We start from the raw sequence: 25,930 nt of genomic DNA, 5'->3' as shown, positions 1-25,930 counted from the left end.
AGCTTGCACCTTGCAGCTGGGAGCCTCCCATGACCTTGGAAAATATCTCCTGCCAGAAAAGTTTTGGCGGTTGGCACAAACGTTACAAACACAGCTCCCACGTACTCGGTTGCGACATGACCTTCGCCGTCTACCTGCCGCCGCAAGCGGAGCAGGGCGGCAAGTTGCCGGTGCTGTACTGGCTGTCCGGCTTGACCTGCACCGATGAGAATTTCATGCAGAAGGCCGGTGCCCAGCGCATGGCCGCCGAGCTGGGGCTGATCATCGTCGCGCCGGACACCAGTCCGCGCGGCCCTGGTGTGCCGGGTGATCCGGACAACGCGTGGGATTTCGGCCTTGGTGCGGGCTTTTACCTGAACGCTACCCAGGAACCCTGGGCCAAGCACTATCGGATGCATGACTACGTGGTGCAGGAGTTGCCGGCTTTGGTCGAAGCGCATTTCCCGGCTTCGGATAAACGCGGTATCAGCGGCCACTCCATGGGCGGCCACGGTGCGCTGGTGTGTGCTTTGCGCAACCCTGGGCGTTACCTGTCGGTGTCGGCGTTTTCGCCGATCAACAACCCGATGGATTGCCCGTGGGGCCAGAAAGCCTTCTCCCGCTACCTCGGCGAAGAACGTTCCAAATGGCGCGAATGGGATGCCTGCGTGTTGCTCGGCGAAGCCTCGGAAAAGCTGCCGTTGCTGGTGGATCAGGGGGACCGCGACGACTTCCTCGCGGTGCAGCTCAAGCCCGAAGCCTTGCAGCAAGCCGCGAAAGCGGCCAACCATCCGCTCGAACTGCGCCTGCAGCCTGGCTACGATCACAGCTACTTCTTTATCGCCAGCTTCATCGAAGAGCATTTGCGACATCATGGCCGTGCTTTGCTCGGTTAATGTGAGGCAAAAGTAGGTAGAATCACGCCCTGAATTAAATCGGGGCGTTTTTTTATGCGTATTGGCCACGGCTACGATGTGCACCGTTTCGCTGAAGGCGATTTCATCACCCTGGGCGGCGTGCGCATTGCGCATCACCACGGGTTGCTGGCTCATTCCGACGGCGATGTCGTGCTGCATGCCTTGAGCGATGCCTTGCTCGGCGCGGCGGCATTGGGTGACATCGGCAAACACTTTCCAGACACCGACCCGACCTTCAAGGGGGCGGACAGTCGCGTGCTGCTGCGGCATGTGGTCGGCCTGATCCACGCCAAGGGCTGGAAGGTCGCCAACGTCGACAACACGATCGTGGCCCAGGCGCCGAAAATGGCCCCCCATATCGAATCGATGCGCGCGCTGATCGCCGCGGATCTGCAAATAGAATTGGATCAAGTGAACGTGAAAGCCACCACCACCGAAAAGCTCGGGTTTACCGGTCGTGAAGAGGGCATCGCCGTGCACTCCGTCGCCTTGTTGCTGCGCGCATGAACGACCTGCAACTGTTGGGCCCGCGGGCCTATGGCGAGGCCTTGGGCAGCGCGGTGCTGAAGGCGACGGCGGAAGATTTTCAAGTCGATGAGGTACTCGACATCCCGCTGACCGGCGAGGGCGAGCACCTGTGGTTGTGGGTGGAAAAGCGCGGCCTGAACACTGAGGAAGCGGCGCGACGTATCGCCAAGGCCGCCGGTGTGCCGTTGCGCACCGTCAGTTATGCCGGGCTCAAGGATCGCCAGGCACTGACCCGCCAATGGTTCAGCGTGCAGCTGCCAGGCAAGGCCGACCCGGACATGAGCGCCGCAGAAAACGACACCCTCAAGATCCTCAAGACTGCACGGCACAAGCGCAAACTGCAGCGCGGTGCGCATTCGGCCAATGGCTTCACCTTGCGCCTGACCCAGTTGGCTGGCGACACCGCCGCCATCGATGCGCGCTTGCAATTGATCGCCCAGCACGGCATTCCCAATTATTTTGGCGCCCAGCGCTTTGGCCACAACGGCGGCAATGTCGTCGACGCCCGCGAGTGGGCTGCGCGCAAAGCCTTGCCGGAGCAGCGCAATGTGCGTTCGCGGCTGTTGTCCACCGCCCGCAGTTTCCTGTTCAACAAGGTGCTGGCGGCGCGTGTTGCCGATGGCTCCTGGCAGCGCGCCCAAGTCGGCGACCTGTTGGCGTTTACCGACAGCCGCAGCTTTTTCCCGGCGGGCGAAGCTGAATGCAGCGACCCGCGCCTGGCGATTCTGGACCTGCACCCCACCGGGCCGCAGTGGGGCGAGGGCGACTCGCCCGCCTCAGGCGCAACCCATGCGCTGGAACAGGCCATTGCCGCCGGCGAAGCCGACCTGCGCGATTGGCTGGTGAATGCCGGCATGAGCCAGGAGCGTCGCATTCTGCGACTGCCCATTGGCGGGTTGACGTGGCATTATCCCGGTCCTGACATTCTGCAATTGGAATTCGTCCTGCCGGCCGGATGCTTCGCCACTGTCTTGGTGCGCGAGCTTGTTGATCTGGTGCCGGTGGGGCAGACGGACAGCCCATGCGTATTCTGATATCAAACGATGACGGTGCCACCGCACCCGGTCTTGCCGCGCTCTATGCTGCGCTGGAAGATTATGCCGAGTGCATGGTGGTTGCCCCCGACCAGGACAAGAGCGGCGCCAGCAGTTCGCTGACGCTCGACCGTCCGCTGCACCCGCAGGTTCTGGCCAACGGCTTTATCAGCGTGAACGGCACCCCCACCGACTGTGTCCACCTGGCGATCAACAGCCTTTTGGAGCACGAGCCGGACCTGGTGGTGTCGGGCATCAACCTCGGCGCCAACCTGGGTGACGACGTGCTGTATTCCGGCACGGTGGCGGCGGCCCTTGAAGGGCGCTTCCTGGGGCGGACCTCGTTTGCCTTCTCGTTGGCTTCGCGCCAATTGGACAACCTGCCTACTGCCGCCTATTTCGCGCGCAAGCTGGTGGAGGCCCATGGTTCCCTGGACCTGCCGCCGCGAACGGTGCTCAACGTCAATATCCCCAATTTGCCCCTCGACCATATCCGCGGCATCCAGCTGACGCGCCTGGGCCATCGTGCCCGTGCGGCGGCGCCGTTGAAGGTGGTCGATCCGCGCGGCAAGGAAGGTTATTGGATCGCCGCCGCCGGCGATGCCGAAGATGGCGGCCCGGGCACGGACTTTCACGCGGTGATGCAAGGTTATGTATCGATTACCCCGTTGCAACTTGATCGCACCTTCAGTGATGCCTTCAGTAGTCTCGATGGCTGGCTGGAGGCGCTGAACTGATGGGCCGTGAACAAGACGACCTACTGCGCCGCGGCATCGGGATGACCTCCCAACGCACCCGTGAGCGTTTGATCCAGCGCCTGTACGAGGAGGGCTTGTCCAACGCCCAGGTGCTGGAAGTGATCCGCCGTACACCACGGCATCTGTTTGTCGATGAAGCCCTGGCGCACCGTGCCTATGAAGACACCGCGCTGCCCATCGGCCACAACCAGACCATCTCCCAGCCGTACATGGTCGCGCGCATGAGCGAGCTGCTGCTGGCGGCCGGGCCGTTGGACAAGGTGCTGGAGATCGGCACCGGCTCGGGCTACCAGACCGCGGTGCTGTCGCAGTTGGTGGAACGGGTGTTCTCGGTGGAGCGCATCAAGGTCCTGCAGGACCGCGCCAAGGAGCGCCTGGCAGAGTTGAACCTGCGCAACGTGGTGTTCCGCTGGGGCGACGGCTGGGAAGGCTGGCCGGCGCTGGCGCCTTACAACGGCATCATCGTCACCGCCGTGGCCACCGATGTGCCGCAAGCCTTGCTCGATCAATTGGCCCCTGGTGGGCGGTTGGTCATCCCGGTGGGCTCCGGCGAAGTGCAACAATTGATGCTCATTATCCGTGAGGACGAAGGGTTTTCACGGCATGTGCTGGGCGCCGTACGCTTCGTGCCGTTGCTCAATGGTCCGCTGGCCTGATCATTTGTCTACCGGCAGTGAATTCTGTTGGCTGGGATGTGTCTTACGCCGGGGCCTGTTGAGTCAACATGATTGGCCATCCGGGTTAAACATGATGAATGTTTCGTTTCAGTCGTGTGCCGGAAAAAAGCCAATGCCCAGTTATACTTGCGTCATATTTCAAGCCTGATACAGGCGTTCATGTTCAGCCACCACAAAGGGAGCGGCGGGTGAGTCTCACAGGTCTTGCGCAGCGTATGAGTAAAACAAGCTTTCAGCGACTGGTGCTTGGCCTTGTCTTGAGTTCCTCCCTGGTGGCGTGCTCCAGCTCGCCAAGCAGCGGCGCACGGGTGGTCGACCGCAATAGTGCGGCCCCGCAAAAGCCGACGGTGACCACCGGGCAATATGTGGTACGCAAGGGCGACACGATGTTCTCGATCGCCTTCCGTTATGGCTGGGATTACAAGGCGCTTGCAGCACGTAACAATATTCCGGTGCCCTACACGATACATCCGGGTCAGACGATTCGCTTTGACGGGCGCACCGGCTCAACGCCTGCTGCGGTTGTCACAAACAGCACTTCGTCGCCGTCGTCTTCGAGCAAAACCACGATCATCACCCGGCCTGCAGGCACCGCTGCGCCTGCGGTTGCGAGCAAGCCGACCTCTGCGCCGCTGCCTCCGGCAGGGCCTGCACCGACCGGTTGGGGATGGCCCTCAAACGGAGTGCTTATTGGAAAATTCTCTTCAAACGGCAGTTTGAATAAAGGCATTGATATTGCCGGGGATTTGGGACAGCCTGTTTTAGCTGCGTCTGATGGGACAGTGGTGTACGCCGGGAGTGGTTTACGGGGCTACGGCGAGCTGGTCATCATCAAACACAGCGATACCTACGTCAGTGCTTACGGTCACAACCGCAGGCTGTTGGTTCGGGAGGGGCAGCAAGTCAAAGTCGGACAAACAATTGCCGAAATGGGGTCAACTGGTACAGACCGGGTGAAACTGCACTTTGAGATTCGCCGCCAAGGGAAGCCTGTAGATCCACTGCAATTCCTACCCCGTCGTTGATGTGTTGCCAGCCTGTTCCCTCACGTAGAAGGAACAGGCTCCAGCGTTGCCAAGGATAAAGGCGATGCTTGAGCTTGAGGTCGAACTCACCAAAGGACTATAACAATGGCTCTCAGTAAAGAAGCGCCGGAGTTTGACATCGACGATGAGGTCCTCCTTATGGAGACCGGTATCGCTGAGGATTCGATGTCGAATGAGGGACCTGCAACACCTTCAGTTCGCACCAAATCCAAGAACTCCACTGCGTTAAAGCAACACAAGTACATTGACTACACCCGGGCGCTCGACGCGACCCAGTTGTACCTCAATGAAATCGGCTTTTCCCCTCTGCTCACTCCCGAAGAAGAAGTCCATTTTGCGCGCTTGTCGCAAAAAGGCGATCCGGCCGGGCGCAAGCGCATGATTGAAAGCAACCTGCGGCTGGTGGTGAAAATCGCCCGACGCTATGTCAATCGTGGGCTATCCCTGTTGGACCTGATCGAGGAGGGCAACCTCGGCTTGATCCGAGCGGTGGAGAAGTTTGACCCGGAGCGGGGCTTCCGCTTTTCGACCTACGCTACCTGGTGGATTCGCCAGACCATCGAACGGGCGATCATGAATCAGACCCGCACGATCCGGTTGCCGATCCATGTGGTCAAGGAGCTCAACGTCTACCTGCGGGCGGCACGTGAGCTTACGCAAAAACTCGATCACGAACCCTCGCCTGAAGAGATCGCCAACCTGCTGGAGAAGCCGGTAGGTGAGGTCAAGCGCATGCTCGGCTTGAACGAGCGCGTGTCTTCGGTCGACGTCTCGCTGGGTCCGGATTCGGATAAAACCCTGCTGGATACCCTGACCGACGATCGTCCGACAGATCCTTGCGAGCTGTTGCAGGACGATGATCTGTCCCAAAGCATTGACCAGTGGTTATCCGAGCTTACGGACAAGCAGCGTGAGGTGGTGATTCGCCGCTTCGGCCTGCGCGGCCATGAGAGCAGTACCCTGGAGGATGTCGGCCTGGAAATCGGCTTGACCCGTGAGCGGGTGCGGCAGATCCAGGTGGAGGGCCTCAAGCGCTTGCGTGAGATCCTGGAGAAGAATGGCTTGTCGAGTGAGTCGTTGTTCCAATAACGGCGCACGTTGAAAGTGTGGGAGCCAGGCTTGTGTGGGAGCTGGCTTGCCTGCGATAGCACTACCTCGGTTTGTCAGTGACACCAAGGTGATGCTAGTGCAGGCAAGCCAGCTCCCACATAGGTTTGGCTCCCACATTTTTTTGCCTGGCCATTACATCGGCGACAATGCCAAATCCCAGGCATAAAAAAACCCCGCTTTTAAGGGCGGGGTCTTTTCGACTAAGTCAGTACAAGTTAGATAACTTGAACTTCTTCAGCTTGCATGCCTTTCTGACCGCGGGTAGCGATGAAAGAAACCTGTTGGCCTTCTTTCAGGCTTTTGAAGCCGTCGGATTGGATAGCTTTGAAGTGAACGAACAGGTCGTCACCGGATTGTGGAGTGATGAAGCCGAAGCCTTTTTCATCGTTGAACCACTTAACGGTACCAGTTTGGCGATTAGACATGGTGTATCTCCTTGGACAAAGTTAACTGCGACTCAGGAAAAGCCCTGGCCGAGACTGAGTGCAAAGAGCAGGAAAAATTCTTGGAGATGGTTGGATCGAAATTCAACATATCGTGTAGAGATTCTCAGTGACACAAGCAGCACAGTGGCGCCACCTTAACCCTTTTTCCGGAACGTGCCAATGGTATTTCCGAAGGTTTCTCTAATTTCGTGACTGGCGGTGGTATTTACTGCCATCGGTCACCCTGAGCCGGGTCCCGGCCCCGCTGGCTGCGGCCTCCGGCAGGCAGGCCTATCGTCAAGAAAAGCCCGGCGCCCTTTGAACCCCAACGCCGGCCCCGGTAAGATGCCCAACAGAATTTTTCCACCTCGCTATTCAGGACACCCGCCATGAGCATCAAATCGGACAAGTGGATTCGCCGCATGGCGCAAGAGCACGGCATGATCGAACCGTTCGTCGAGCGCCAGATCCGTGGTCAAGGCGATGCCCCGGTGATTTCCTACGGTGTTTCCAGCTACGGCTACGATGTGCGCTGCGCCGATGAGTTCAAGGTGTTCACCAACATCAACTCGGCGATTGTCGATCCGAAGAACTTTGACGAAAAGAGCTTCGTCGACGTCAAGAGCGACGTGTGCATCATTCCGCCAAACTCCTTCGCCCTGGCGCGCACCGTGGAGTTCTTCCGCATTCCCCGCGACGTGCTGACCATCTGCCTGGGCAAGAGCACCTACGCGCGCTGCGGCATCATCGTCAACGTGACGCCGCTTGAGCCCGAGTGGGAAGGTCACGTGACCCTGGAGTTCTCCAACACCACCACGTTGCCGGCGAAGATCTATGCCAACGAAGGTGTGGCACAGATGCTGTTCCTGCAGTCCGACGAGGCTTGTGAAGTGTCCTATAAAGACCGTGCAGGCAAGTACCAGGGCCAGCGCGGCGTTACCCTCCCACGCGCTTGATCGAAAGGTCTTACACGTAAAGGGAATTTGTCAGCGGGTAGGTACTCTATTGGGTGTACTGCCTCGGCGCGTGCACAGCGCGCCGGGCCACGCTTGAGGAGTACCTTATGAAGATCGACCCGCGAATCAGCGCCGAACTTGCCCGGCTTGAACCCAACCAGATTGGTGTCATGGCTTGGTCCCTGATGGCAAATCCAGCCTTCGACGGGGGAGTGCCGGGACAGCCGGATCCTGACCCCGCCCCAGGTCAACCCGAGCAGCCCGATGAAACCGGTGTTCCAACCCTGCCGGACGAGCCGCCTCCCGCTCCCGTTGCCTGACATCTAGCCCAGTGGCCAGACTTCATGATCGCCAATCACATAGATTCGGCGATCATTGTCCTGCTCCACCCCATGCCCCCCGGTGAATGCACCGAACGCTGGCAACAGACTGATCCGCCCACCGATCTGGAAGCAGGGCAGCCGCAGGCTCTGCCGCCCTTTGCCCCGCAGCCGATACACCGGATGCACATGCCCCGCCAGCACGTGGTGAACGGGGTGGGCGTGCGGTTCGTGTTGCAAGGCGAAAGGCCCCATCAGCAGTGGCTCAGTCACCACGTCGACCCTCAAGTCGGCCGGTGGGTCGCCTGCGCGTTTATCGTGATTGCCACGAATCAAGGTCATCTTCAGGGCAGCATTGCGCTCACGCCAGGCCCTCAGTGCGTTCAGGGTGCCACTGGCCTGTGACCCGGGGCCGTGCAAGAAGTCGCCAAGGAAGATCAGTTGCTCACAGGCATACGCCGACAACAGTCGATCCAGGCGTACAAGATTCGCTGTAGTCGTCCCCTGGGGCACCGGCTGCCCCAGGCTGCGATAGGCCGAGGCTTTGCCAAAATGTGCATCGGCAATCAACAGGCACCGCCGCGCGGGCCAGTAAACCGCCTTGTCCGCCAGCAGCCATAGCCATTCACCTTCCAGCAGCACCTTGCAAACCATCAACGCTTCCCGTTATCCGCGACCTTTTCCAGGTCCTTGACCATCCGTGCGATGCGCGCCGAGAGCTTTTCCGAGCTCATGCTTTCGCGCATTCGCTCCACCAGTAATGGGAACGCCAGTGGCGTCGGGCGTTCGATCAAGTGTAAATCCAGCTTCAGTGTCGACAGATGGCGCAAGGTCTCTTCCAGTCGCCGCATATCCAGCTCGTCACGCAGGACTTCTTCCCCCGCCTGGGTCAGCAACAGGTTCTGTGGGTCATATTGCTTGAACACCTCGAAGAACAGCCCGCTGGACGCCTGCACCTGCCGCGTGCTTTTCGGTGCGCCGGGGTAACCGGCAAACACCAGCCCGGCGATGCGCGCGATCTCACGAAAACGGCGCAAGGCCAACTCACCGGCATTCAGGCTGGCGGCCACGTCGTGGAGCAGGTTCTCGGGGCTCAGCAATGCGCTGTTCAACAATGCAGGCCAATCCACCTCGGTAGCACTCAGTAGCTCCAACCCGTAGTCATTCACCGCAATCGAGAAGGTCACGGGTTGCCCCTGGCTGACCCGCCACGCCAGCAAACCGGCCAACCCCTGGTGCACCTGGCGCCCGCCGAACGGGTAGAGGAACAGGTGCCAGCCCTCGCGGGATTTGAGTACTTCGGCCAGTAAGCATGTGCGCGTCGGCAGGCCGGACCAGTGCAACTGCGTCAGTAGCAAAGGTTGCACCGCGCGCATTTCAGGGCCGTCAAAGTGCCCCTGGGCCGCCGCGTCAAAGCGTGCCACCACGGCCTGTGCCAGCTCGTTGGAGAGTGGCATGCGCCCACCGTTCCAGCGCGGTACGGCGGCTTTTTTCGCGCTGCTGCGGCGTACATAGGCGGTCATGTTTTCCACGCGGACCAGCTCGAGAAAGCGTCCGGCAAACAGGAAGCCATCACCTGGCTTGAGCCGCGCAATAAAACCTTCCTCGACACTGCCCAGGTTCTTGCCCCCGCCGCCTTTGCTCCAGAATTTCAGCTGGATGCTGGCGTCGCTGACGATTGTGCCCACACTCATGCGGTGATGCCGCGCCAGTCGTGCATCAGGGACACGCCAGATGCCCTGTTCATCGGGTTCCACCCGGCGGTAATCGGGGTAGGCAGTCAGGGACAGACCGCCATGCCGCACAAATCCCAGCGCCCAGGCCCAGTCCTCTTTATCGAGGTCGCGATAAGCCCAGGTGCCGCGTACCTCTTCCAGCAGCGCATCCGGCGTAAAGCCGCCGCCCAACGCCATGCTCACCAAATGTTGTACGAGCACGTCCAATGGCTTGTAGGGCGATTCCCGCGCTTCAATACGCCGTTGGGCAATTGCATCCTGGGCCGCCGCCGCTTCCACCAGTTCCAGGCTGTGGGTCGGCACCAGCGTCACTCGCGACGGCCGACCCGGCGCATGCCCCGAGCGCCCGGCGCGCTGCATCAGGCGTGCGACGCCTTTGGCCGAGCCAATCTGCAGCACACGCTCTACCGGCAAAAAATCCACCCCCAGGTCCAGGCTGGAGGTGCAGACCACCGCCTTGAGCTGACCGTCTTTCAACGCCCGCTCTACCCAGTCTCGGGTTTCCCGCGACAATGAACCATGGTGCAGCGCAATCACCCCGGCCCAATCGGGACGCGCATCCAGCAATGCCTGGAACCAGATTTCCGACTGCGCCCGCGTATTGGTAAACACCAGGCAACTGCTGCTGGCGTCTATTTCCGCCAGCACCTGGGGCAACATCTTCAGGCCGATATGCCCGGCCCAGGGAAAGCGTTCGGCGTGCGCTGGCAGCAAGGTGTCGACCTTCAGCTGCTTGGCTGTTTGCCCCTGCACATTGATCCCGCCGCCCTGTGGGACCAACGCCTCCAAGGCGTGGGATTGATTGCCCAGCGTGGCGGAAATCCCCCACACCATCAGTTCGGGATGCCAGCGTCGCAGCCGTGCCAGCGCCAGTTGCAACTGGACGCCGCGCTTGTTGCCGATCAATTCATGCCATTCATCCACTATGACCATGCGCAGGTGCGCCAGGCTCGTTTCGCTGTCGGCACGGGCGAGCATCAGGGTCAGGCTTTCCGGGGTGGTGACCAGTGCGGTGGGCGGGCGCCGGGTCTGGCGTGCGCGTTCGCTGCTGCTGGTGTCGCCGGTGCGCAGGCCGACGCTCCACGGAATCTGTAGTGACTCCAGCGGCGCTTCGAGGGCGCGGGCTGTGTCGGCGGCCAGGGCGCGCATCGGCGTGATCCACAGCACGCTCAGCGGTTCGGCAGGGGGGGTACGCTTGCCGGTCGCGGGCGGGCGCGAGATGGCAAAGCGGTTGAGGGCAGCAAACCACAGGGCGTAGGTCTTACCGGCGCCAGTGCTGGCGTGCAGCAGTCCCGACTGGCCGCTCCTGACCGCCGCCCACACATCTTTTTGAAAAGCGAACGGCTTCCAACCCTTGGCGGCAAACCAATGCTTGGCGTAGTCGGTAGGTTTTGCCATGGGCGCGCTGACACTCTGGAAGGTCTATTGCACAGACCTTCCAGGGCGCGCAAAGGTTTACTTCAAGTTGCCACTCAAGAACTGCTGCAAGCGCTCGCTCTGCGGATTGCCCAGCACATCCGCCGGCGCGCCTTGCTCTTCCACCAGGCCCTTGTGCAGGAACAGCACCTGGCTCGACACCTTGCGTGCAAAGCTCATCTCGTGGGTCACCATGATCATGGTGCGGCCTTCCTCGGCCAGGCCCTGGATCACTTTCAACACTTCGCCCACCAGCTCCGGGTCGAGGGCCGAAGTGGGTTCGTCGAACAGCATCACCTCAGGTTCCATCGCCAGGGCGCGGGCGATGGCGACCCGTTGCTGCTGGCCGCCGGAGAGGAACGCCGGGTATTGATCGGCCACCCGTGCCGGCAGGCCGACCTTGTCCAGATAACGACGGGCGCGCTCCTCGGCGTCCTTCTTGCTGCAGCCCAGCACCCGGCGCGGGGCCATGGTGATGTTTTCCAGCACGCTCATGTGGCTCCACAGGTTGAAGTGCTGGAACACCATCGCCAGGCGCGTGCGCAGGCGCTGCAACTCGGCGTCGTCGGCCACGCGCATGCCGTGGCGGTCGCTGACCATGCGGATGGGCTTGCCATCCAGGGTCATGGCGCCGTCGTTGGGGGTCTCCAGGAAGTTGATGCAGCGCAGAAAGGTACTCTTCCCCGAGCCGCTGGCGCCGATCAGGCTGATCACGTCACCGGTCTTGGCCTTGAGCGAAACACCTTTGAGCACCTCATTGTCGCCATAGCTTTTATGCAGGCCTTCAACGGTCAATTTGTACATGGGACGTGCATCCTCAAGGCGAAAGTAGATAGCCGCTGCGGTAGGCCTCGGTGCCTGCGACATGGCCGATGACCATCCCGGCAGTGGCCATGCGGCGTAGCGAACGGGCGTAAAGCAGGCCGGCCTTCTGGCAGTGCACGGGCGTTACGCGGTCGGTAATAGGGTCGATGATTTCGGCGATCAGTTGCCCGGCCTCCAGGTATTCGCCGGGCAGGGCGCTGAACACCAGCAGGCCGCCAACCGGCGTAGCCACCGGCTCGACACCGGCCAGCGGCGTGGCCGGGTAGGGCAGGTCGGGCAGCGGGGCGACATCGCCGGCAATGGCGCCGAAGTGGATCAGGTAGTCGATGATCGCCTGGCAGTCGAGGCTGGCCAGACCGTGGTTCACATCGCCCTGGCCGCGCAGTTCGACGGTCACCGAAAAGCTGCCCATGGGTATCGGGAAGCGCTCGCCGAAGCGTTGCTGCAACTGCCACCAGACCAGGGTGAAACATTCATCGAAGGATTGCCCACCGGAGTCGGTGGCGAGCAAGTTGGCCTCCGAGCCGATATAGCGCGCCAGCGGCTCCACCTGCGGCCACGCTTCGGGCGTGGTGTACAGGTGCGCCACGGCTTCGAAGTCGCAATGCAGGTCCAGCACCATGTCGGCATCGCAAGCCAGGCGCTGCAATGCCAGGCGTTGGGATTGCAACTGGGTCGCAGCAGTCTGCGCCGCCAACGCGTCGCACAGGGCAGCACGGATCACCCGCACGTTGTGCTGCGGGTCGTCGCTGAGCAACGCCTCGACCTGAGTACCGACGGCTTCACTGAGGTCGACGAACAGGCGATTGAAGTTCTGCCCGCTCTCCAGCTCGTAGCGGCCCAATGGAATATCCATCAGCACCTGTTCCAGGCCCACCGGATTGGCCACCGGTACCAGCACAATCTCACTGCGCAGACGCCCGGCCGCGGCCAACTCGGCCAGGCGCACCTTCAGGTGCCAGGCCACCAGCATGCCCGGCAGTTCGTCGGCATGCAGCGACGCCTGGATATAGATTTTGCCCTCGGCCTCTGCGGGCCCGAAGTGGAAACTGTGAATCTGCCGCGCCGTACCTGGCACCGGCGCAATCAGTTGATGAATCTGATGACGCATTGCGACTCCTTAGTGGCTCGGCCCGAGAAAGGCCAGCCAGCGGCGCTCTGCCAGGCGAAACAGACCAACCAGGGCGAAGGTCACGGTCAGGTAGATCAGCGCAGCGATGCCGAATGATTGAAAGGTCATGTAGGTGGCCGAATTGGCGTCCCGGGCCACCTTGAGAATGTCCGGCACCGTCGCGGTAAATGCCACCGTGGTCGAATGCAGCATCAGGATCACTTCGTTGCTGTAGTACGGCAGCGAACGGCGTAGGGCCGAGGGCATGATCACGTAGGCATACAGCTTCCAACCGCTCAGACCGTAGGCCTTGGCCGCTTCGACTTCGCCGTGGGCCATGCTGCGGATCGCCCCGGCAAAGATCTCGGTGGTGTAGGCACAGGTGTTGAGGGCGAAGGCGAGGATGGTGCAGTTCATCGCATCGCGAAAGAACGCATCCAGCAACGGTTGTTCGCGCACCGCCGCGATGCTGTAGATGCCGGTGTAGCAGATCAACAACTGAATATAGAGCGGCGTGCCACGAAACAGGTAGGTGTAGAACTGCACCGGCCAGCGCACCAGGCGCTTGCGCGAGACGCGTGCGATGGACAGCGGGATCGACACGAGGAAACCAATCACCAGCGAGGCGCTGAGCAACCACATGGTCATTGCCAGGCCGGTGATGTGCTGGCCGTCGCTGTACAGGAACGGCCGCCAGTATTGCTGCAGGAGTTCGATCATCGCACGGCCTCCCGGGCCCCGGCGGAGTAGCGCCGCTCAAGCCTGCGCAACACGAAGTTGGAGGCGCTGGTAATCAACAGGTAGATCAGCGCGGCGACCACCAGGAAATAGAACAGTTGATAGGTGCTCTTGCCCGCATCCTGGGCCGCCTTGACCAGGTCTGCCAGGCCGATGATCGACACCAGCGCGGTGGCCTTGAGCATCACCATCCAGTTGTTGCCGATGCCCGGCAGGGCAAAGCGCATCATCTGCGGGAAGGTGACATAGCGGAACCGCTGCCCGCGCTTGAGCCCGTAGGCCGTCGCCGCCTCCAGCTGGCCGCGGGGCACGGCGAGGATCGCACCGCGAAAGGTTTCGGTGAAGTAAGCACCGTAGATAAAGCCCAGGGTGATGACCCCGGCGCTGAATGGGTCGATCTCGATGTAGTCCCATTCCATAAAGTCGGTAAAACCGGTCAGCCAGATTTGCAGGCTGTAGAAAATCAGCAGCATCAGCACCAGGTCGGGTACGCCGCGGATCAAGGTGGTGTAGAGCTGGGCGGGGATACGCAGCAGGCGCAGGCTGGACAGCTTCGCGCTTGCGCCGAGCAGGCCAAGCAGGACGCTGACGGCCAGGGAAGCGACCGACAACTTCACGGTCATCCACGTGCCTTGCAGCAACAGCGGGCCGAACCCCTTCAAGCTGAAGGCACCCAGCCCCAGGGTTTGTAAAAGATCTTCAAACATGACTTCAGGACCTATGGCGATAAAAAAGCGCCCACCGCAAAGGGGTGGGCGCCAGGGTGTTATTTACCGCTGTACAGGTTCAGGTCGCCGAAGTGTTTCTTCTGGATGGTGGCGTAGGTGCCATCATCGTGTAACGCTTTGATACCTTTATCGAGCAAGGCCTTGAGGTCTTTGTTACCTTTTTTGATACCGATCGCAGTTTTGGACGGCAGCAGTGGGTCATCGATAGCCGCGCTGACTTCATAACCGGCACCGGCCGGCGACTTCAGGAAGCCCAGTTCGGCTTGCAGCATGTCCTGCACCGAGGCGTCGAGGCGGCCGGAGGTCAGGTCCGCGTACACCTGGTCCTGGTTGGCGTAGGCCTTGGTGGTCACACCGGCCTTGTCCAGCACGGCCTTGGCGTAGGCCTCCTGAATGGTGCCTTGCTCATAGCCCACGGATTTACCCTTGAGCGACTCCGGGGTGGAGAAACCGGCGCCTTTCTTGAACACCAGGGACGTCGGGCCGGAGAACAGCTCGCTGGAGAAGTCGATCGCCTTTTCACGGGCGGTGGTCACGGTCATCGACGAAATCACACCGTCGAATTTGTTGGCGTTGAGGCCCGGAATCATGCCGTCAAAATCACTTTCGACCCACTTACACTTGACCTTCAGCTCCGCGCAGATCGCATTGCCCAGGTCGATGTCGAAGCCCACCAGGCTGCCGTCGGCGGCTTTGGACTCGAACGGCGCGTAGGACGGATCGACACCAAAACGCAATTCCTTGTATTCCTTGGCCAAGGCGGAACCTGCGGCCATGCACAGAGCCAGTGCAGAAAGGGTCAGCAATGCTTTTTTCATTATGTAATCCCTTGAAACCAAGATAAGCGCTTGTGGCGCGTTTAGGACTGTTACTGAACGGTGTCAGACCCAACACCCGTAGCAATTTCTGAACCATAGTTCCGAATAGTCGTTTTAAAAGGTACGAAGGAATACTTCTGAGTGTAGGAGATGCCCGAAATTGGGCATTGGAAAATCAGCGCACCGTTTTGGGTCGTGCGCATCTGAAAATCTCGGAGGGCTGTTGTAGTGAGCGGGCTTGCCCCGCGCTGGGTGGCGAAGCCGCCCCAAATCCAGGCGCCTGGGTCTCTCTGAAACACCGCGGCGTCCGGTTTGGGGCGGCTTCGCCACCCGGCGCGGGGCGAGCCCGCTCACTACAGGGGCTGCCCTTCGTAGGGGGGCGGGGTTATTTGCCTGGGGTCAGGGTTAGCCGCGTCTTCCCGTACACCTTGTCAAAGTTCTGCGGCTGCATCGGGAAGCTCAGGTATTGCGCCTTGAGCGATGGGTCGATGCCGTTGGCATAGTTCGGGCTGGCGGGGTTGCCGGATTGGCCGATGCCACCCTGGCCTGTCATCGGTTCCACTTGGCCGAAGTCGACGATCATGCGCAGCGCCGGCACCTGGGTGGTAGTGAAGTCCTGCCCCCAGTTGTACGGTGCCGGGTTCAGGGTGTTGTGGTCGCCACCGGATGCCAATGGGCCTCGAATCACCTGGCCCCCGGCGTTTTTCCAGGTGGTGCTGTGCAACTTGCCCCACTGCCAGGCCTTGTGATCGCTGCCCAGTTGGCTGTCGCCGGCGCTGATCGCCGCGGCCAGGCTACGGGCGAGGATCGCCGGTTTGTCTTCTTTCTGCGGGGTCCGGATGTCGTCCCAGAACGGGCTGTCTTCACGGCCCAACAGGTGGTCGGCCTGGGCGGCGTAGGACAGGCTGGCGTTGCTGACAAATGCCTTCCAGCTGGCGCTGTTTTCCGGGCCGAGTTCATCGAGGAAGATCTGCTTGGTGCTTTCTTGCAGGAACAGTTCGTAGAGCGCCGCGTCGGCGGAGGTGGACACCAGGCGCCCATCGAACCCCATCAAGCGGCTCAACGCCTCGCGGGCCTTGGCCTGCTCGGCTGCCGGCAGGGCGTCAATCGCCTGTTTCAGCGGCTGGGCCATGCCCGGCGCCTGGAACATGCTCTTGAGCTTGGCGGCGAAGGTGGTGGTCTGGTCGTACTGCATGGCGATCATGCTGCGGGTGTCATGCTTGCCCGCATTGGCCAGTTGGGCCAGGCGCTCGCTGCGCTCGGGCGCGTCCCAGGAGTTGGACAGCTGCATGCCATAACCGCGCGGTGCGGTGCGCTGGTTGGCGGTGCCGATCCAGCCTTGGGCCGGGTCCTGGTCGTAAGGGTGCAGCATTGCGTCGGCGTAACCGTCCCAGTCAAAGCGCGTGTCCCAGCCCGGTGAGGGCAGCAGGCCTTCACCTTCGCGGCGGTTGGGGAAGCGGCCGGTGACTTGCCAGCCGATGTTGCTGGCGTCGGCAAACACCAGATTCAACGCGATGGCGCGAATCTCGCGGGTCGCGTCCGAGGCCTTGCCGGCGTTTTGTGCGCGGGACAGGTCGAAGAACGCGTCCAGGCTCTTGTCGTCCTTGAAGTCGGCGGTTTGCAAGGCCAGGCCCAGGCCGCTGGTCAGTGCCTGGCTGCTGTTGAGCAGGGCGCCATGGCGGGTTTCGTACACCACTTCGCGAATCGAGCGTTGGCCTTTGATGAAGAAGGTTTCGTTACGCACAGCGGCCGGTAGCCATTTGCCGTTGTTCTCGTAGTACAACGCGCTGCCTTGGCGTTTGACCTTCTCCAGGAACAGGTCCTGGGTGTCGCCCTTGACCGTGCTCATGCTCCACGCGACTTTGCCGTTGAAGCCGGACAACAGGGTCGGCAGACCGGCAATCGAGGCACCGACCGCCTGGTATTTCGGCGCGCGGATCTGCACGTAGCTCCACGGCGACGGCGCTTGCGGCTGGGCGGCAAGGTCGTTGGCCAGCAGGCTTTTGCCGCTGCGGCTGCGTTGCGGGCCAATCGCCCAGTTGCTCGAGGTGGTCACGGCCAGGGCGTTGAGGCGGCTCAGTTGCTGGCTGACCGTGTCCAGCCCGGCGAGGCCGCTGATCTGGCCCAGGTTGACCCCTTTGAGTTTCTCGGCTTCGGCCAGCGGGATCGCTTCATCCGGCGCGCTCGGGGTGAGCCAGGCGAGTTTGTCGACACCGACTTTCTGCGCCAGCACCAGGGAAGCGATTTCTTCCTGCAGGTTGGCCGACTCGCTGAAATTCAACAGGCAGAACAACAGCGCCGAATCTTCCGGTTTCCAGTACTCGGGCTTGTAGCCGGTCTGGGCGAGGTCCGGCGGCAGCTTGTCGCGGTAGCGGAACAGGTAGGCGTTGACGCCGCGCGCGTACACCTCGAAGAACCGCTTGAGGCGTGGCGAGGAGGCGTTATACAGCTCGCCGGCGCTTTTTTTCAGGTTGACCGCACGCATGAACCGGTCGGCATCCAGCACATCGGGACCGGACATCTCCGCCAGACGGCCCTGGGCCAGCAGGCGCAACGTGACCATCTGGGTGATGCGGTCACTGGCATGTACATAACCGAGGCTGAACAGCGCGTCATGGAAGGTGTTGCTTTCGATCAACGGCATGCCCTGGGCATTGCGACGCACCGACACATTCTGTGCCAGGCCTTTGATCGGTTGCACGCCGGCGACCGGCGGCAGGGTGTCCTGGATGCTCTGGAGTTGGCAGCCGGCCAGGCTTAATGCACTGGCCACTGCCGCGGCAACGCCGAACCGGGGAAGAAAATGTGAGAGGGCTGGCGAGGCCATGGCAAAGCTCCTGCGGGGGGTAGCGTCAGTAAAGGCGCTACGTTAGTGAGCGCGGTGAAACGACGCAAGCAGGAGTTTGGGGAAAGCATCAGATCTTGAGACGGGCTCAAATCGAATGCTTTGGGGTCAGGCCTTGGGCGGATTCACTTTCTGCACCAGTTCGTAGGCCCGCACTGTCGCCGGCCGCTCCTTGATGCTGTTGAACCAACGCTGCACATGGGGGAAATCTTCCAACCGCTGGCTCTGCCACTTGTGGGAAACGATCCACGGATAGATGGCCATGTCGGCAATGCTGTAGTCCTCGCCTGCGACGAACGCGCGGTCTGCCAGGCGCCGGTCCAATACGCCGTACAGGCGCGCGGTTTCATCCACGTAACGCTTGATCGCGTAGGGAATCTTTTCCGGTGCGAACTGGCTGAAGTGATGGTTCTGGCCGGCCATCGGCCCCAATCCACCCATCTGCCAGAACAGCCATTGCAGGGTTTCCTGACGACCGCGTAGGTCCTTGGCAATGAACTGGCCGGTTTTTTCTGCGAGGTAGAGCAGGATTGCGCCGGATTCGAACAACGAAATCGGCGCGCCACCATCGCTCGGTTGATGATCGACGATGGCCGGAATGCGGTTGTTGGGAGCGATCTTCAGGAAGTCCGGCTTGAACTGGTCGCCCTGGCCGATATTGATCGGATGCACCTCATAGGGCAGGCCGGCTTCTTCCAGGAACAGTGATACTTTGTGACCGTTGGGGGTAGTCCAGTAGTACAAGTCGATCATGACGCTCTCCAAGTGCGCGAATGGCTGTAGGAATAGGTGATGCTGGGAGCGCGAAAATTCAATGAAACATTTAGGTCTATCGTTATGGCATTTCGACAGGACGCGGCGCTGATCGTGATTGATCAGCAAAAAGGCATTCATCACCCTAAGCTGGGGCGGCGTAATAACCCGCAGGCCGAAGAACGCATCCAGGCGCTGTTGCGGCATTGGCGCAGTACCGGGCGCCCGGTGATCCATGTGCAGCATTTGTCCCATCTGCCGGACTCGGTGTTCTGGCCTGGGCAGTCCGGCGTCGAGTTCCAGGACAATTGCGTGCCTGCGCCCGGCGAGCAATTGATTCAAAAACGCGTACCGGATGCGTTCAGCGGTACGCCGCTGCAAGCGCAGTTGCGCGCGGCCGGCATCGTGCAATTGGTGCTGGTGGGCGTGGCCACCCACAACTCGGTGGAAGCCACCGCCCGCACTGGCGGCAACCTCGGGTTTGATACCTGGGTGATTGAGGACGCGTGCTACACCTTCGACAAACCGGACTTTTTCGGTGCGCCGCACCCCGCCGAGCTGGTGCACGCCATGTCCCTGGGTAACCTGCACGGCGAATACGCCACGGTGATCAACTCCCGTGATGTGCTGGGCTAAGCCTGGGCGCATGAAGGGCGGTTGAGCTTGAGGAATCGAGACGGTGGCGGGCGAGAGGTTGAGCTGTTGTTTCAGCGCAGATCCTGATTTGAGATGCAATCCAATGTGTGTGCGGGCTTGCTCGCGAAGGCGGTGGGTCAGTTGAAATACCTGTGACTGACACACCACCTTCGCGAGCAAGCCCGCTCCCACACAAGCGCGCTTACAGATTCAAGTGGCGTATTACGCCCCGTGGCACTTCTTGAATTTTTTTGCGCTGCCGCACGGGCACGGATCGTTGCGACCCACGTCCTTCAAGGCGTTGCGCACCGGCTCCTGGTGAGCGTGGCCGCAGTTCGGGCCGTGGACATGGCCGTGGTCGTGATCATGGTGATCGTGATCGTGGTTGCAGTCAGGACCATGGACATGGGGTTGCTGAGTCATTGATGTCGCTCCGGAATAAAATCGCCGGGGATTATCTCGCCATTGTGGGCCACCTGCACGTCATAACCGATGAATAATCCGGTTTTCAGCTCGCCTTCGAGGCGATAGGGCACTGGCTTGCTCGGGTTTTTCAGCATCTGCACCACATCGCGGATCTGTGGCCAGAGGTTGGTGCGTACCGAAACCTTGAAAAAAGCATGGCCTCTGGGCGGCACGGTGAGCCACTCGTTGGATTCCCCTTCGGTCAGCACAAAGTTGTCCAGGCTGACCTTGTAGACCAGGCCGCGTACGGTCAGGTCGGCGTCGTCGCGGTTGTCCACGCGAAAGTACAGCTTGAATTTCTGCTCCAACAGCTTGGCCCGCACCACTTCGACTTTCACCAGGGACACGTGGGGCGGTGGCGCGTCGTCTTCGAACCACGACGCGCAGCCGCTCAGGCCGAGGGTTAACGCCAGCATCAAGCTGTAGATCCGAAGCATGGCGGTTGTCCTGTGTTGGTTAGAGATAGCTGGAACAACACTTCTTGAATTTCTGCCCGCTGCCACACAGACAGGCATCGTTGCGCCCGGTCTTCACCTCCACGGTCGGATCGATGAAGTACCAGCGCCCGTCATTCTGTACGAAAGAAGACTGTTCGCGGTGGCTGTGTTCGCCAGTGCTGTCATGCCAGCGGGCGGTGAAGGTCACGAACGCGTGCTCCGGCTGGCCGCCGAACACCTCGGAGCTTTCCACCTCCAGGCCCAGCCAGGTGCTTTGGGCGCTCCACGCGCCGATGGCGTCACGGTCCAGGCCGGCCTGTTGCGCGGGCAGGGTGGTTGCCACCAGATAGTCCACCAGGCCCAGCACATAGGCGCTGTAACGCGAACGCATCAGCGCGCTGGCGCAGGGCGCCGGGTGGCCGGCGTGATAATGGCCGCAGCAGGCATCCAGCAGGTTGCCACTGCCGCAGGGGCAAATGGATGTACTCATCGGGTTACCACCAATACTTTCCGAAGTTTTCCGGGTTGGCCCAGAACCGGGCGTTGAGCCAGTCCGGCACCTGTTTATAGTCAAGCAGATCGTAGGTAAACAGCGTCAGAACCTGCTCATCGCGCTGGAAACGCTCGCCGGCCTGCAAGGCCAGGGAGAAGAAGTCGGTGTCCTGCCATTCGCATGCGCCGAGGTCCACCAGCACCGCAATGCGGCTGGCATTGAGGTTGCGGATGCCGCCGAGCAGGGTCAGGCCTTGTGCCTTTGACAGGTGCTCCAGGCAGTCGACCACCAGCGCCAGGTCAAAACGCTGCGCGGCCAGCTCGGCGGGCAGGGGGCCGGGCGGGGCGATGGACACCCGGGTGTCCGGGTGTTCGGCTTCAAAAGCCTCCAGCGCCGGGAACTGGCTGGCCCCCAACAGCAACAGGCGCTTGGGCTGGTGCAGGTCGAGCAGGGCAGCCAAGGCTTGTTGGGGTGTACGAGCGGAAATACCAGCGGTCATCACAGATCCTCACATCAGGACCGTAGAGACTAGCGCGGCTGAGCGTGCTGGCCTAGAGCGGGCGACTGCGAAAAGCCAGGCACTGGCGGCGATCCTCAATGAAACCGGGGGTGCGGCCTACTGGCGCAGATGAAAAGAGCGGTCTTTACTCCACCCATCGGCCCCCGCCGATCCCCTCAGGAGAAATCAGATGAGCATCATGCGGACAGCTCTGCCCTTGATTCTGCTAACCGGCGTATTGACAGGTTGCGCAGGCTTGCAAAAAACCGATTGGCCCACCTGCGCCGCCGTTGGCGGTGTGACCGGCGCGGCGATCGGTGCAACGGAAAGCTCGGCCTACGCGGGCTATGGCGCGCTGTTGGTCGGCGGCATGGCCGGCGCCTATTGCTGGGTGCATGGCGATGGCGACGAGGACGGCGATGGCGTACCGGACAGCCGCGACAAGTGCCCGGGCACGCCGAAGGGCGTGCATGTAGATGCCAACGGTTGCCCGCCGGTGCCGGTCGCGGCAGTGGTTGAGGAAGTGGTCGTGGTCAAGGAAGAAACCATCGTGATCCGCGATGTGTTGTTCCAGTTCGATTCGGCCAAGTTGACGGCAGCGGATAAAGCCAAGCTCGATACCATCGCCACCCGCCTGAAAAAAGAAGCACCGGGCGCGCAACTGCGGGTCAGTGGTCATACGGACAGCGTCGGCAAAGACGCCTACAACCAGAAACTCTCGGAAAAACGTGCGCATTCGGTCACCGAGTACCTCATCCAATCGGGTGTGCCGCGCGGCAGCTTTGTCTCGGTAACGGGGGCTGGCGAAAGCCATCCGGTCGCCGACAACAAAACCGCTGAAGGCCGTGCGTTGAACCGCCGCGTGGAAATCCAGATCAACCGCTGACAGCCCTTGCCCCTGTGGGATCCACAGGGGCATTGCCGGCAATCTTTACCGAAACCGACCTTTCCCAACTTTTTTGAACCTTCACTGGCAAATCGCCGGTAGAAGTCGTTACTGTGCGTCCAAAGAAAAAACTAGAACAAACTCGGGAGCCCCAAGATGCGTAAGGTTTTACTGTTGGCCCTGTTGGTCAGCCCCATTGCCCTGGCCCAGAGCGTCAGTGTTGAAACCAACTCGTTGATGCGCCTGCCCAACAGCACCAGCGTGCTGCAATTGGAGCGCCTGGATGTGGCGGACTACGGCACGTTGCTGATTCCGGCCAGTATCAGCCAGGTCACGGTGGATGAGTTGCACCTGGGGCGCGACGCGCGTATCGCCATCGTCCCGGGTAATACCGCGCTGCAATTGCAGGTGCGCCATGCGCAACTTGACCACGGCAGCCAATTCACCTCGCGCGGTGCGCCCGGCACCCATGAAAAACCGGCCAAGGCCGGGCGTGACCTGACCTTGCGCATTCAATCATTGGCGGCCGATGAGTTGTCGGTGGATGCCCGTGGTGGTGCTGGTGCCAAAGGTTATGCCGGTTTGGACGGTGCCAACGGCGTGGACCCGGGCTGCACCTGGGGCGCGGCCGGGCGTGGCGCCAATGGCGACAACGGTGGTGATGGCCTGCCGGGTGCGGCGGGTGCGCAAGTGCGGGTTGAATTGCCAAAGGACTTCCCGGCGCAGCAGATCAAGGTCTGGGTCGACGGTGGCGCGGGTGGTTTGGCGGGCACGGCGGGCAAGCCAGGCAAAGGCGGGCAGTCCAAGGGGTGCCTGGTGTATCAGGCCGATGGCGGCGAGAAGGGCCGTCCTGGGTTGGAAGGCCAACCAGGACCAGCGGGGCCCGCAGGTTCCGTCACCATCCAACGCCTGTAACTTGTAGTGAGCGGGCTTGCCCCGCGCTGGGGGGCGAAGCCGCCCCAACCGTTACACCGCGGTGTTTCAGAAAGACCGAGGTGTCTGGATTTGGGGCGGCTTCGCCACCCAGCGCGGGGCAAGCCCGCTCACTACAAGCTCAGAGCATTGGTCGGGCTGAGGCGATTGCCACTGTTACCAATCCCACAATCAAATTGATGCCTACCAACCGCCGAATCTGCCCCAGCACCGCCGCGCCCACCGGCCAATCCTGCGCCGCCACCGCTGCGCGCAGTTCCGGGAACTTCAACGCCTGGATGCGGATAAACAACGCCGTCATCACCAGATACAGGCCCATCATCACCTGCACATAACGCGGCGCAGTCTCAAACCCGCTGAAGCGCAGGTGCAGCAAGCCAATGCCGCTGATCGGCAAAATCGCCACCGCGACCCATACCCACACAAAAAAACGTTGAAACACATTTGCCCACAGCGTGAGCCGGGCAGGGCCCTCAAGTGCCACCCCGGCGGCGGGGCGCAGGATCATCCAGGCGAAAAACATGCCGCCGACCCAGATCAGGGCGGCCAATACATGCAGGGTGTAGGCGAGGCTAAACACGGTCATTGCGGTACTCCGTTCTGCGCGGGATTCATTAGCGGGGTATGATAGCGGCCGATCCGAACCACTGAAAATTTATCCAGCGTTTTTTGCGCCCGACTATCCATGATCAGCACTGAACTCAAAACCACGATCCAGGGCGCCTACTCGCGTTTTCTCGAAGCCAAGAGCTTGAAACCGCGCTATGGCCAACGCCTGATGATCGCCGAAGTGGCCAAGGTCCTCGGGGATATCGACACCGACGACGAAGGTCGCCGCGAAGGTGAGCCCGCGGTCGTGGCCGTCGAAGCCGGCACCGGTACGGGCAAGACCGTGGCCTACAGCCTGGCCGCGATCCCGACCGCCAAGGCCGCCGGCAAGCGCCTGGTGATTGCCACCGCCACCGTGGCCCTGCAAGAGCAGATCGTCTACAAAGACCTGCCCGACCTGATGCGCAACAGCGGCCTGAACTTCACCTTCGCCCTGGCCAAGGGCCGTGGCCGCTACATGTGCCTGTCCAAGCTCGACGTGTTGTTGCAGGAAGGCCATGCGCAAACCGCCACCGCGTCGTTGTTCGAAGAAGAAGGCTTCAAGATCGAGGTGGATGAGGTCAGCCAGAAGCTGTTCACCAGCATGATCGAGAAACTGGCCGGCAACAAATGGGACGGCGACCGCGACAGCTGGCCCACCGCCCTGGAAGACTCCGACTGGGCGCGCCTGACCACCGACCACAGCCAATGCACCAACCGCCATTGCCCCAACTTCGGCCAGTGCGCCTTCTACAAGGCCCGCGAGGGCATGGGCAAGGTCGATGTGATCGTTACCAACCACGACATGGTGCTGGCTGACCTGGCCCTGGGCGGCGGTGCCGTATTGCCCGATCCGCGTGACACGCTCTACGTCTTCGACGAAGGCCATCACCTGCCGGACAAGGCCATCGGACACTTCGCCCATTACACGCGCCTGCGATCCACCGCCGATTGGCTGGAAAGCACCGCGAAGAACCTCACCAAGTTGCTGGCCCAGCACCCACTGCCCGGCGATCTCGGCAAGCTGATCGAACAAGTGCCGGAGCTGGCGCGGGAGATCAAGACCCAGCAGCAATTCATGTTCAGCGCCTGCGAGCAGGTCGCCGACTTCAAGCCCGGCGAAGATGTGGAAGGCCGTGAGCGCCCACGCCACCGTTTCGTCGGCGGCTTGATCCCCGAACATATGCGCGAAATGGGCATCGAGTTGAAGAAGGGCTTTTCGCGCCTGACCGACCTTTTTACCCGTCTCACCGATTTGCTCAAGGAAGGCATGGACGGCGAGGTCAACATCGGCATCGCCAGCAACCAGGCCGAGGAATGGTATCCGCTGTTCGGCAGCCTGCTGTCCCGCGCCCAAGGCAACTGGGAATTGTGGACCGCCTTCACCGTCGAAGACCCGGAAGACAACCCGCCCATGGCCCGCTGGCTGACCCTGTCGGAAAGCGGTGCGCTGTTTGACATCGAGGTCAACGCCAGCCCGATCCTCGCCGCCGAAATGCTGCGTCGCAATCTGTGGAACGTGGCCTACGGCTGCCTGGTGACCTCCGCCACGCTGACGGCCCTGGGCACCTTCGACCGCTTCCGCATGCGCGCCGGCCTGCCGAAAAAAGCCGTCACCGCCGTGGTGCCCAGCCCGTTCCATCATGCCGACGCCGGTGTGCTGCGAGTGCCCGACCTCAAGGCCGACCCGCGGGACGCCGCAGCGCACACCGCGGCGATCATCCGCGACCTGCCGGAGCTGGTGGAAGGTTCGCGCGGCACCCTGGTGCTGTTCTCGTCACGCAAACAGATGCAGGACGTGTTCGACGGTCTCGACCGCGACTGGCGCAAGCAGGTGTTTATCCAGGGCAACCTGTCCAAGCAGGAAACCCTGAACAAGCACAAGGCGCGGGTGGATGGCGGCGACTCCAGCGTGCTGTTCGGCCTGGCCAGCTTTGCCGAAGGCGTGGACTTGCCGGGCGCCTACTGCGAACACGTGGTGATCGCCAAGATCCCGTTCTCGGTGCCGGATGATCCGGTCGAGGCGGCGTTGGCCGAATGGATCGAAGCGCGGGGCGGTAACCCGTTCATGGAAATCTCGGTGCCGGACGCTTCCTTGAAGCTGGTCCAGGCCTGCGGGCGCTTGCTGCGTACCGAACAGGACCGGGGCACCATCACCTTGCTCGACCGCCGTTTGGTCACCCAGCGCTATGGCAAGGCTATCCTGAATGCCTTGCCGCCATTCAGGCGCGAAATTTCTTAAGCCGCCGTGGGCGATTTCGCCCACTCCGTGG

General features: G+C 61.5%; 28 protein-coding genes. 13 read left to right on the top strand and 15 right to left on the bottom strand.

The window, feature by feature from the left end; genetic code table 11:
* Positions 1-29: 29 nt before the first annotated feature.
* The 7 genes from fghA to rpoS all read left to right on the top strand — a co-directional run bounded on the left by fghA (position 30) and on the right by rpoS (position 6,028).
* Positions 30-875, top strand: a complete 846-nt coding sequence (gene fghA / locus IB241_RS16485; RefSeq protein WP_192299336.1) for an S-formylglutathione hydrolase — start codon at positions 30-32, stop codon at positions 873-875.
* A 54-nt stretch (positions 876-929) separates the two neighbouring features.
* Positions 930-1,403, top strand: coding sequence for a 2-C-methyl-D-erythritol 2,4-cyclodiphosphate synthase (ispF, locus tag IB241_RS16480; protein WP_058412401.1), 474 nt, complete (start codon positions 930-932; stop codon positions 1,401-1,403).
* Positions 1,400-2,458: a tRNA pseudouridine(13) synthase TruD gene (gene truD, locus IB241_RS16475; protein WP_192299335.1), complete on the top strand. Its 1,059-nt coding sequence runs from the start codon at positions 1,400-1,402 to the stop codon at positions 2,456-2,458. Before ispF ends, truD begins: the two co-directional genes overlap by 4 nt.
* Complete coding sequence (gene surE / locus IB241_RS16470) at positions 2,446-3,195, top strand: 5'/3'-nucleotidase SurE (protein ID WP_192299334.1); 750 nt, start codon at positions 2,446-2,448, stop codon at positions 3,193-3,195. The genes truD and surE overlap by 13 nt, the downstream gene beginning before the upstream one ends.
* A gap of 41 nt (positions 3,196-3,236) precedes the next feature.
* Complete coding sequence (locus IB241_RS16465) at positions 3,237-3,872, top strand: protein-L-isoaspartate(D-aspartate) O-methyltransferase (protein WP_177325361.1); 636 nt, start codon at positions 3,237-3,239, stop codon at positions 3,870-3,872.
* Between the two features lie 209 nt (positions 3,873-4,081).
* Positions 4,082-4,918: a peptidoglycan DD-metalloendopeptidase family protein gene (locus tag IB241_RS16460; RefSeq protein ID WP_192299333.1), complete on the top strand. Its 837-nt coding sequence runs from the start codon at positions 4,082-4,084 to the stop codon at positions 4,916-4,918.
* Between the two features lie 105 nt (positions 4,919-5,023).
* On the top strand, positions 5,024-6,028 hold the full coding sequence (gene rpoS, locus IB241_RS16455; RefSeq protein ID WP_192299332.1) for an RNA polymerase sigma factor RpoS: 1,005 nt from the start codon (positions 5,024-5,026) through the stop codon (positions 6,026-6,028).
* A gap of 236 nt (positions 6,029-6,264) precedes the next feature.
* Here rpoS and IB241_RS16450 read toward each other — a convergent pair whose 3' ends face one another.
* Positions 6,265-6,474, bottom strand: a complete 210-nt coding sequence (locus IB241_RS16450; protein WP_002554837.1) for a cold-shock protein — start codon at positions 6,472-6,474, stop codon at positions 6,265-6,267.
* A gap of 389 nt (positions 6,475-6,863) precedes the next feature.
* On the opposite strand from IB241_RS16450, the gene dcd reads away from it, so the two are divergent.
* Positions 6,864-7,430, top strand: a complete 567-nt coding sequence (gene dcd, locus IB241_RS16445; protein WP_010212421.1) for a dCTP deaminase — start codon at positions 6,864-6,866, stop codon at positions 7,428-7,430.
* A 107-nt stretch (positions 7,431-7,537) separates the two neighbouring features.
* Positions 7,538-7,750, top strand: a complete 213-nt coding sequence (locus IB241_RS16440) for a hypothetical protein (RefSeq protein ID WP_192299331.1) — start codon at positions 7,538-7,540, stop codon at positions 7,748-7,750.
* 3 nt (positions 7,751-7,753) lie between these two features.
* Here the strand turns inward: IB241_RS16440 and pdeM are convergent, their stop codons facing one another.
* From pdeM to IB241_RS16395, 9 genes are all read right to left on the bottom strand, one after another.
* Positions 7,754-8,404, bottom strand: coding sequence for a ligase-associated DNA damage response endonuclease PdeM (gene pdeM / locus IB241_RS16435; RefSeq protein ID WP_192299330.1), 651 nt, complete (start codon positions 8,402-8,404; stop codon positions 7,754-7,756).
* Entirely contained in the window at positions 8,404-10,884 is a 2,481-nt protein-coding gene (locus tag IB241_RS16430) for a ligase-associated DNA damage response DEXH box helicase (protein WP_192299329.1), read from the bottom strand. The genes pdeM and IB241_RS16430 overlap by 1 nt, the downstream gene beginning before the upstream one ends.
* A gap of 57 nt (positions 10,885-10,941) precedes the next feature.
* The gene (locus tag IB241_RS16425) at positions 10,942-11,706 is read right to left on the bottom strand and encodes an ABC transporter ATP-binding protein (RefSeq protein ID WP_192299328.1); all 765 of its coding nucleotides are present in this window, start codon (positions 11,704-11,706) and stop codon (positions 10,942-10,944) included.
* A 13-nt stretch (positions 11,707-11,719) separates the two neighbouring features.
* A complete protein-coding gene (locus IB241_RS16420; protein WP_192299327.1) occupies positions 11,720-12,838 on the bottom strand; it encodes a succinylglutamate desuccinylase/aspartoacylase family protein in 1,119 nt (372 codons plus the stop codon).
* A 9-nt stretch (positions 12,839-12,847) separates the two neighbouring features.
* The gene (locus tag IB241_RS16415; protein ID WP_192299326.1) at positions 12,848-13,558 is read right to left on the bottom strand and encodes an ABC transporter permease; all 711 of its coding nucleotides are present in this window, start codon (positions 13,556-13,558) and stop codon (positions 12,848-12,850) included.
* On the bottom strand, positions 13,555-14,283 hold the full coding sequence (locus IB241_RS16410) for an ABC transporter permease (RefSeq protein ID WP_192299325.1): 729 nt from the start codon (positions 14,281-14,283) through the stop codon (positions 13,555-13,557). The genes IB241_RS16415 and IB241_RS16410 overlap by 4 nt, the downstream gene beginning before the upstream one ends.
* Positions 14,284-14,342: 59 nt before the next feature.
* Positions 14,343-15,122: a transporter substrate-binding domain-containing protein gene (locus tag IB241_RS16405; RefSeq protein WP_017739082.1), complete on the bottom strand. Its 780-nt coding sequence runs from the start codon at positions 15,120-15,122 to the stop codon at positions 14,343-14,345.
* Between the two features lie 385 nt (positions 15,123-15,507).
* Positions 15,508-17,949, bottom strand: coding sequence for a penicillin acylase family protein (locus IB241_RS16400; protein WP_192299324.1), 2,442 nt, complete (start codon positions 17,947-17,949; stop codon positions 15,508-15,510).
* A gap of 126 nt (positions 17,950-18,075) precedes the next feature.
* Positions 18,076-18,720 (bottom strand): glutathione S-transferase N-terminal domain-containing protein, encoded by a 645-nt coding sequence (locus IB241_RS16395; RefSeq protein WP_192299323.1) that lies wholly within the window; start codon positions 18,718-18,720, stop codon positions 18,076-18,078.
* 84 nt (positions 18,721-18,804) lie between these two features.
* On the opposite strand from IB241_RS16395, the gene IB241_RS16390 reads away from it, so the two are divergent.
* Positions 18,805-19,356: a cysteine hydrolase family protein gene (locus tag IB241_RS16390; protein WP_192299322.1), complete on the top strand. Its 552-nt coding sequence runs from the start codon at positions 18,805-18,807 to the stop codon at positions 19,354-19,356.
* A gap of 222 nt (positions 19,357-19,578) precedes the next feature.
* Here the strand turns inward: IB241_RS16390 and IB241_RS16385 are convergent, their stop codons facing one another.
* The 4 genes from IB241_RS16385 to IB241_RS16370 are packed head-to-tail and all read right to left on the bottom strand — an operon-like array spanning position 19,579 to position 21,250.
* Entirely contained in the window at positions 19,579-19,779 is a 201-nt protein-coding gene (locus IB241_RS16385; protein WP_026136698.1) for an SEC-C metal-binding domain-containing protein, read from the bottom strand.
* Positions 19,776-20,258 (bottom strand): LEA type 2 family protein, encoded by a 483-nt coding sequence (locus IB241_RS16380; RefSeq protein ID WP_192299321.1) that lies wholly within the window; start codon positions 20,256-20,258, stop codon positions 19,776-19,778. Before IB241_RS16380 ends, IB241_RS16385 begins: the two co-directional genes overlap by 4 nt.
* Before the next feature lie 19 nt (positions 20,259-20,277).
* The gene (locus tag IB241_RS16375; RefSeq protein WP_192299320.1) at positions 20,278-20,748 is read right to left on the bottom strand and encodes a YchJ family protein; all 471 of its coding nucleotides are present in this window, start codon (positions 20,746-20,748) and stop codon (positions 20,278-20,280) included.
* A gap of 4 nt (positions 20,749-20,752) precedes the next feature.
* On the bottom strand, positions 20,753-21,250 hold the full coding sequence (locus IB241_RS16370) for a DUF6231 family protein (RefSeq protein ID WP_192299319.1): 498 nt from the start codon (positions 21,248-21,250) through the stop codon (positions 20,753-20,755).
* A gap of 190 nt (positions 21,251-21,440) precedes the next feature.
* Between IB241_RS16370 and IB241_RS16365 the strand changes: the two genes are divergently transcribed.
* Positions 21,441-22,136: an OmpA family protein gene (locus tag IB241_RS16365; protein ID WP_192299318.1), complete on the top strand. Its 696-nt coding sequence runs from the start codon at positions 21,441-21,443 to the stop codon at positions 22,134-22,136.
* A gap of 156 nt (positions 22,137-22,292) precedes the next feature.
* Complete coding sequence (locus tag IB241_RS16360; RefSeq protein ID WP_192299317.1) at positions 22,293-23,051, top strand: collagen-like protein; 759 nt, start codon at positions 22,293-22,295, stop codon at positions 23,049-23,051.
* 139 nt (positions 23,052-23,190) lie between these two features.
* On the opposite strand, the gene IB241_RS16355 is transcribed toward IB241_RS16360, so the two are convergent.
* Complete coding sequence (locus IB241_RS16355; RefSeq protein WP_192299316.1) at positions 23,191-23,655, bottom strand: CopD family protein; 465 nt, start codon at positions 23,653-23,655, stop codon at positions 23,191-23,193.
* Positions 23,656-23,754: 99 nt separating this feature from the next.
* Between IB241_RS16355 and dinG the strand changes: the two genes are divergently transcribed.
* The gene (gene dinG / locus IB241_RS16350) at positions 23,755-25,899 is read left to right on the top strand and encodes an ATP-dependent DNA helicase DinG (RefSeq protein WP_135288038.1); all 2,145 of its coding nucleotides are present in this window, start codon (positions 23,755-23,757) and stop codon (positions 25,897-25,899) included.
* Positions 25,900-25,930: the final 31 nt, after the last annotated feature.

It is taken from the genome of Pseudomonas sp. PDM05, from assembly GCF_014851685.1.
In the GTDB taxonomy this organism is placed as follows: domain Bacteria; phylum Pseudomonadota; class Gammaproteobacteria; order Pseudomonadales; family Pseudomonadaceae; genus Aquipseudomonas.
Note: the sequence above shows the minus strand (reverse complement) of the source record. Positions and strands in the feature narration are given on the sequence as shown.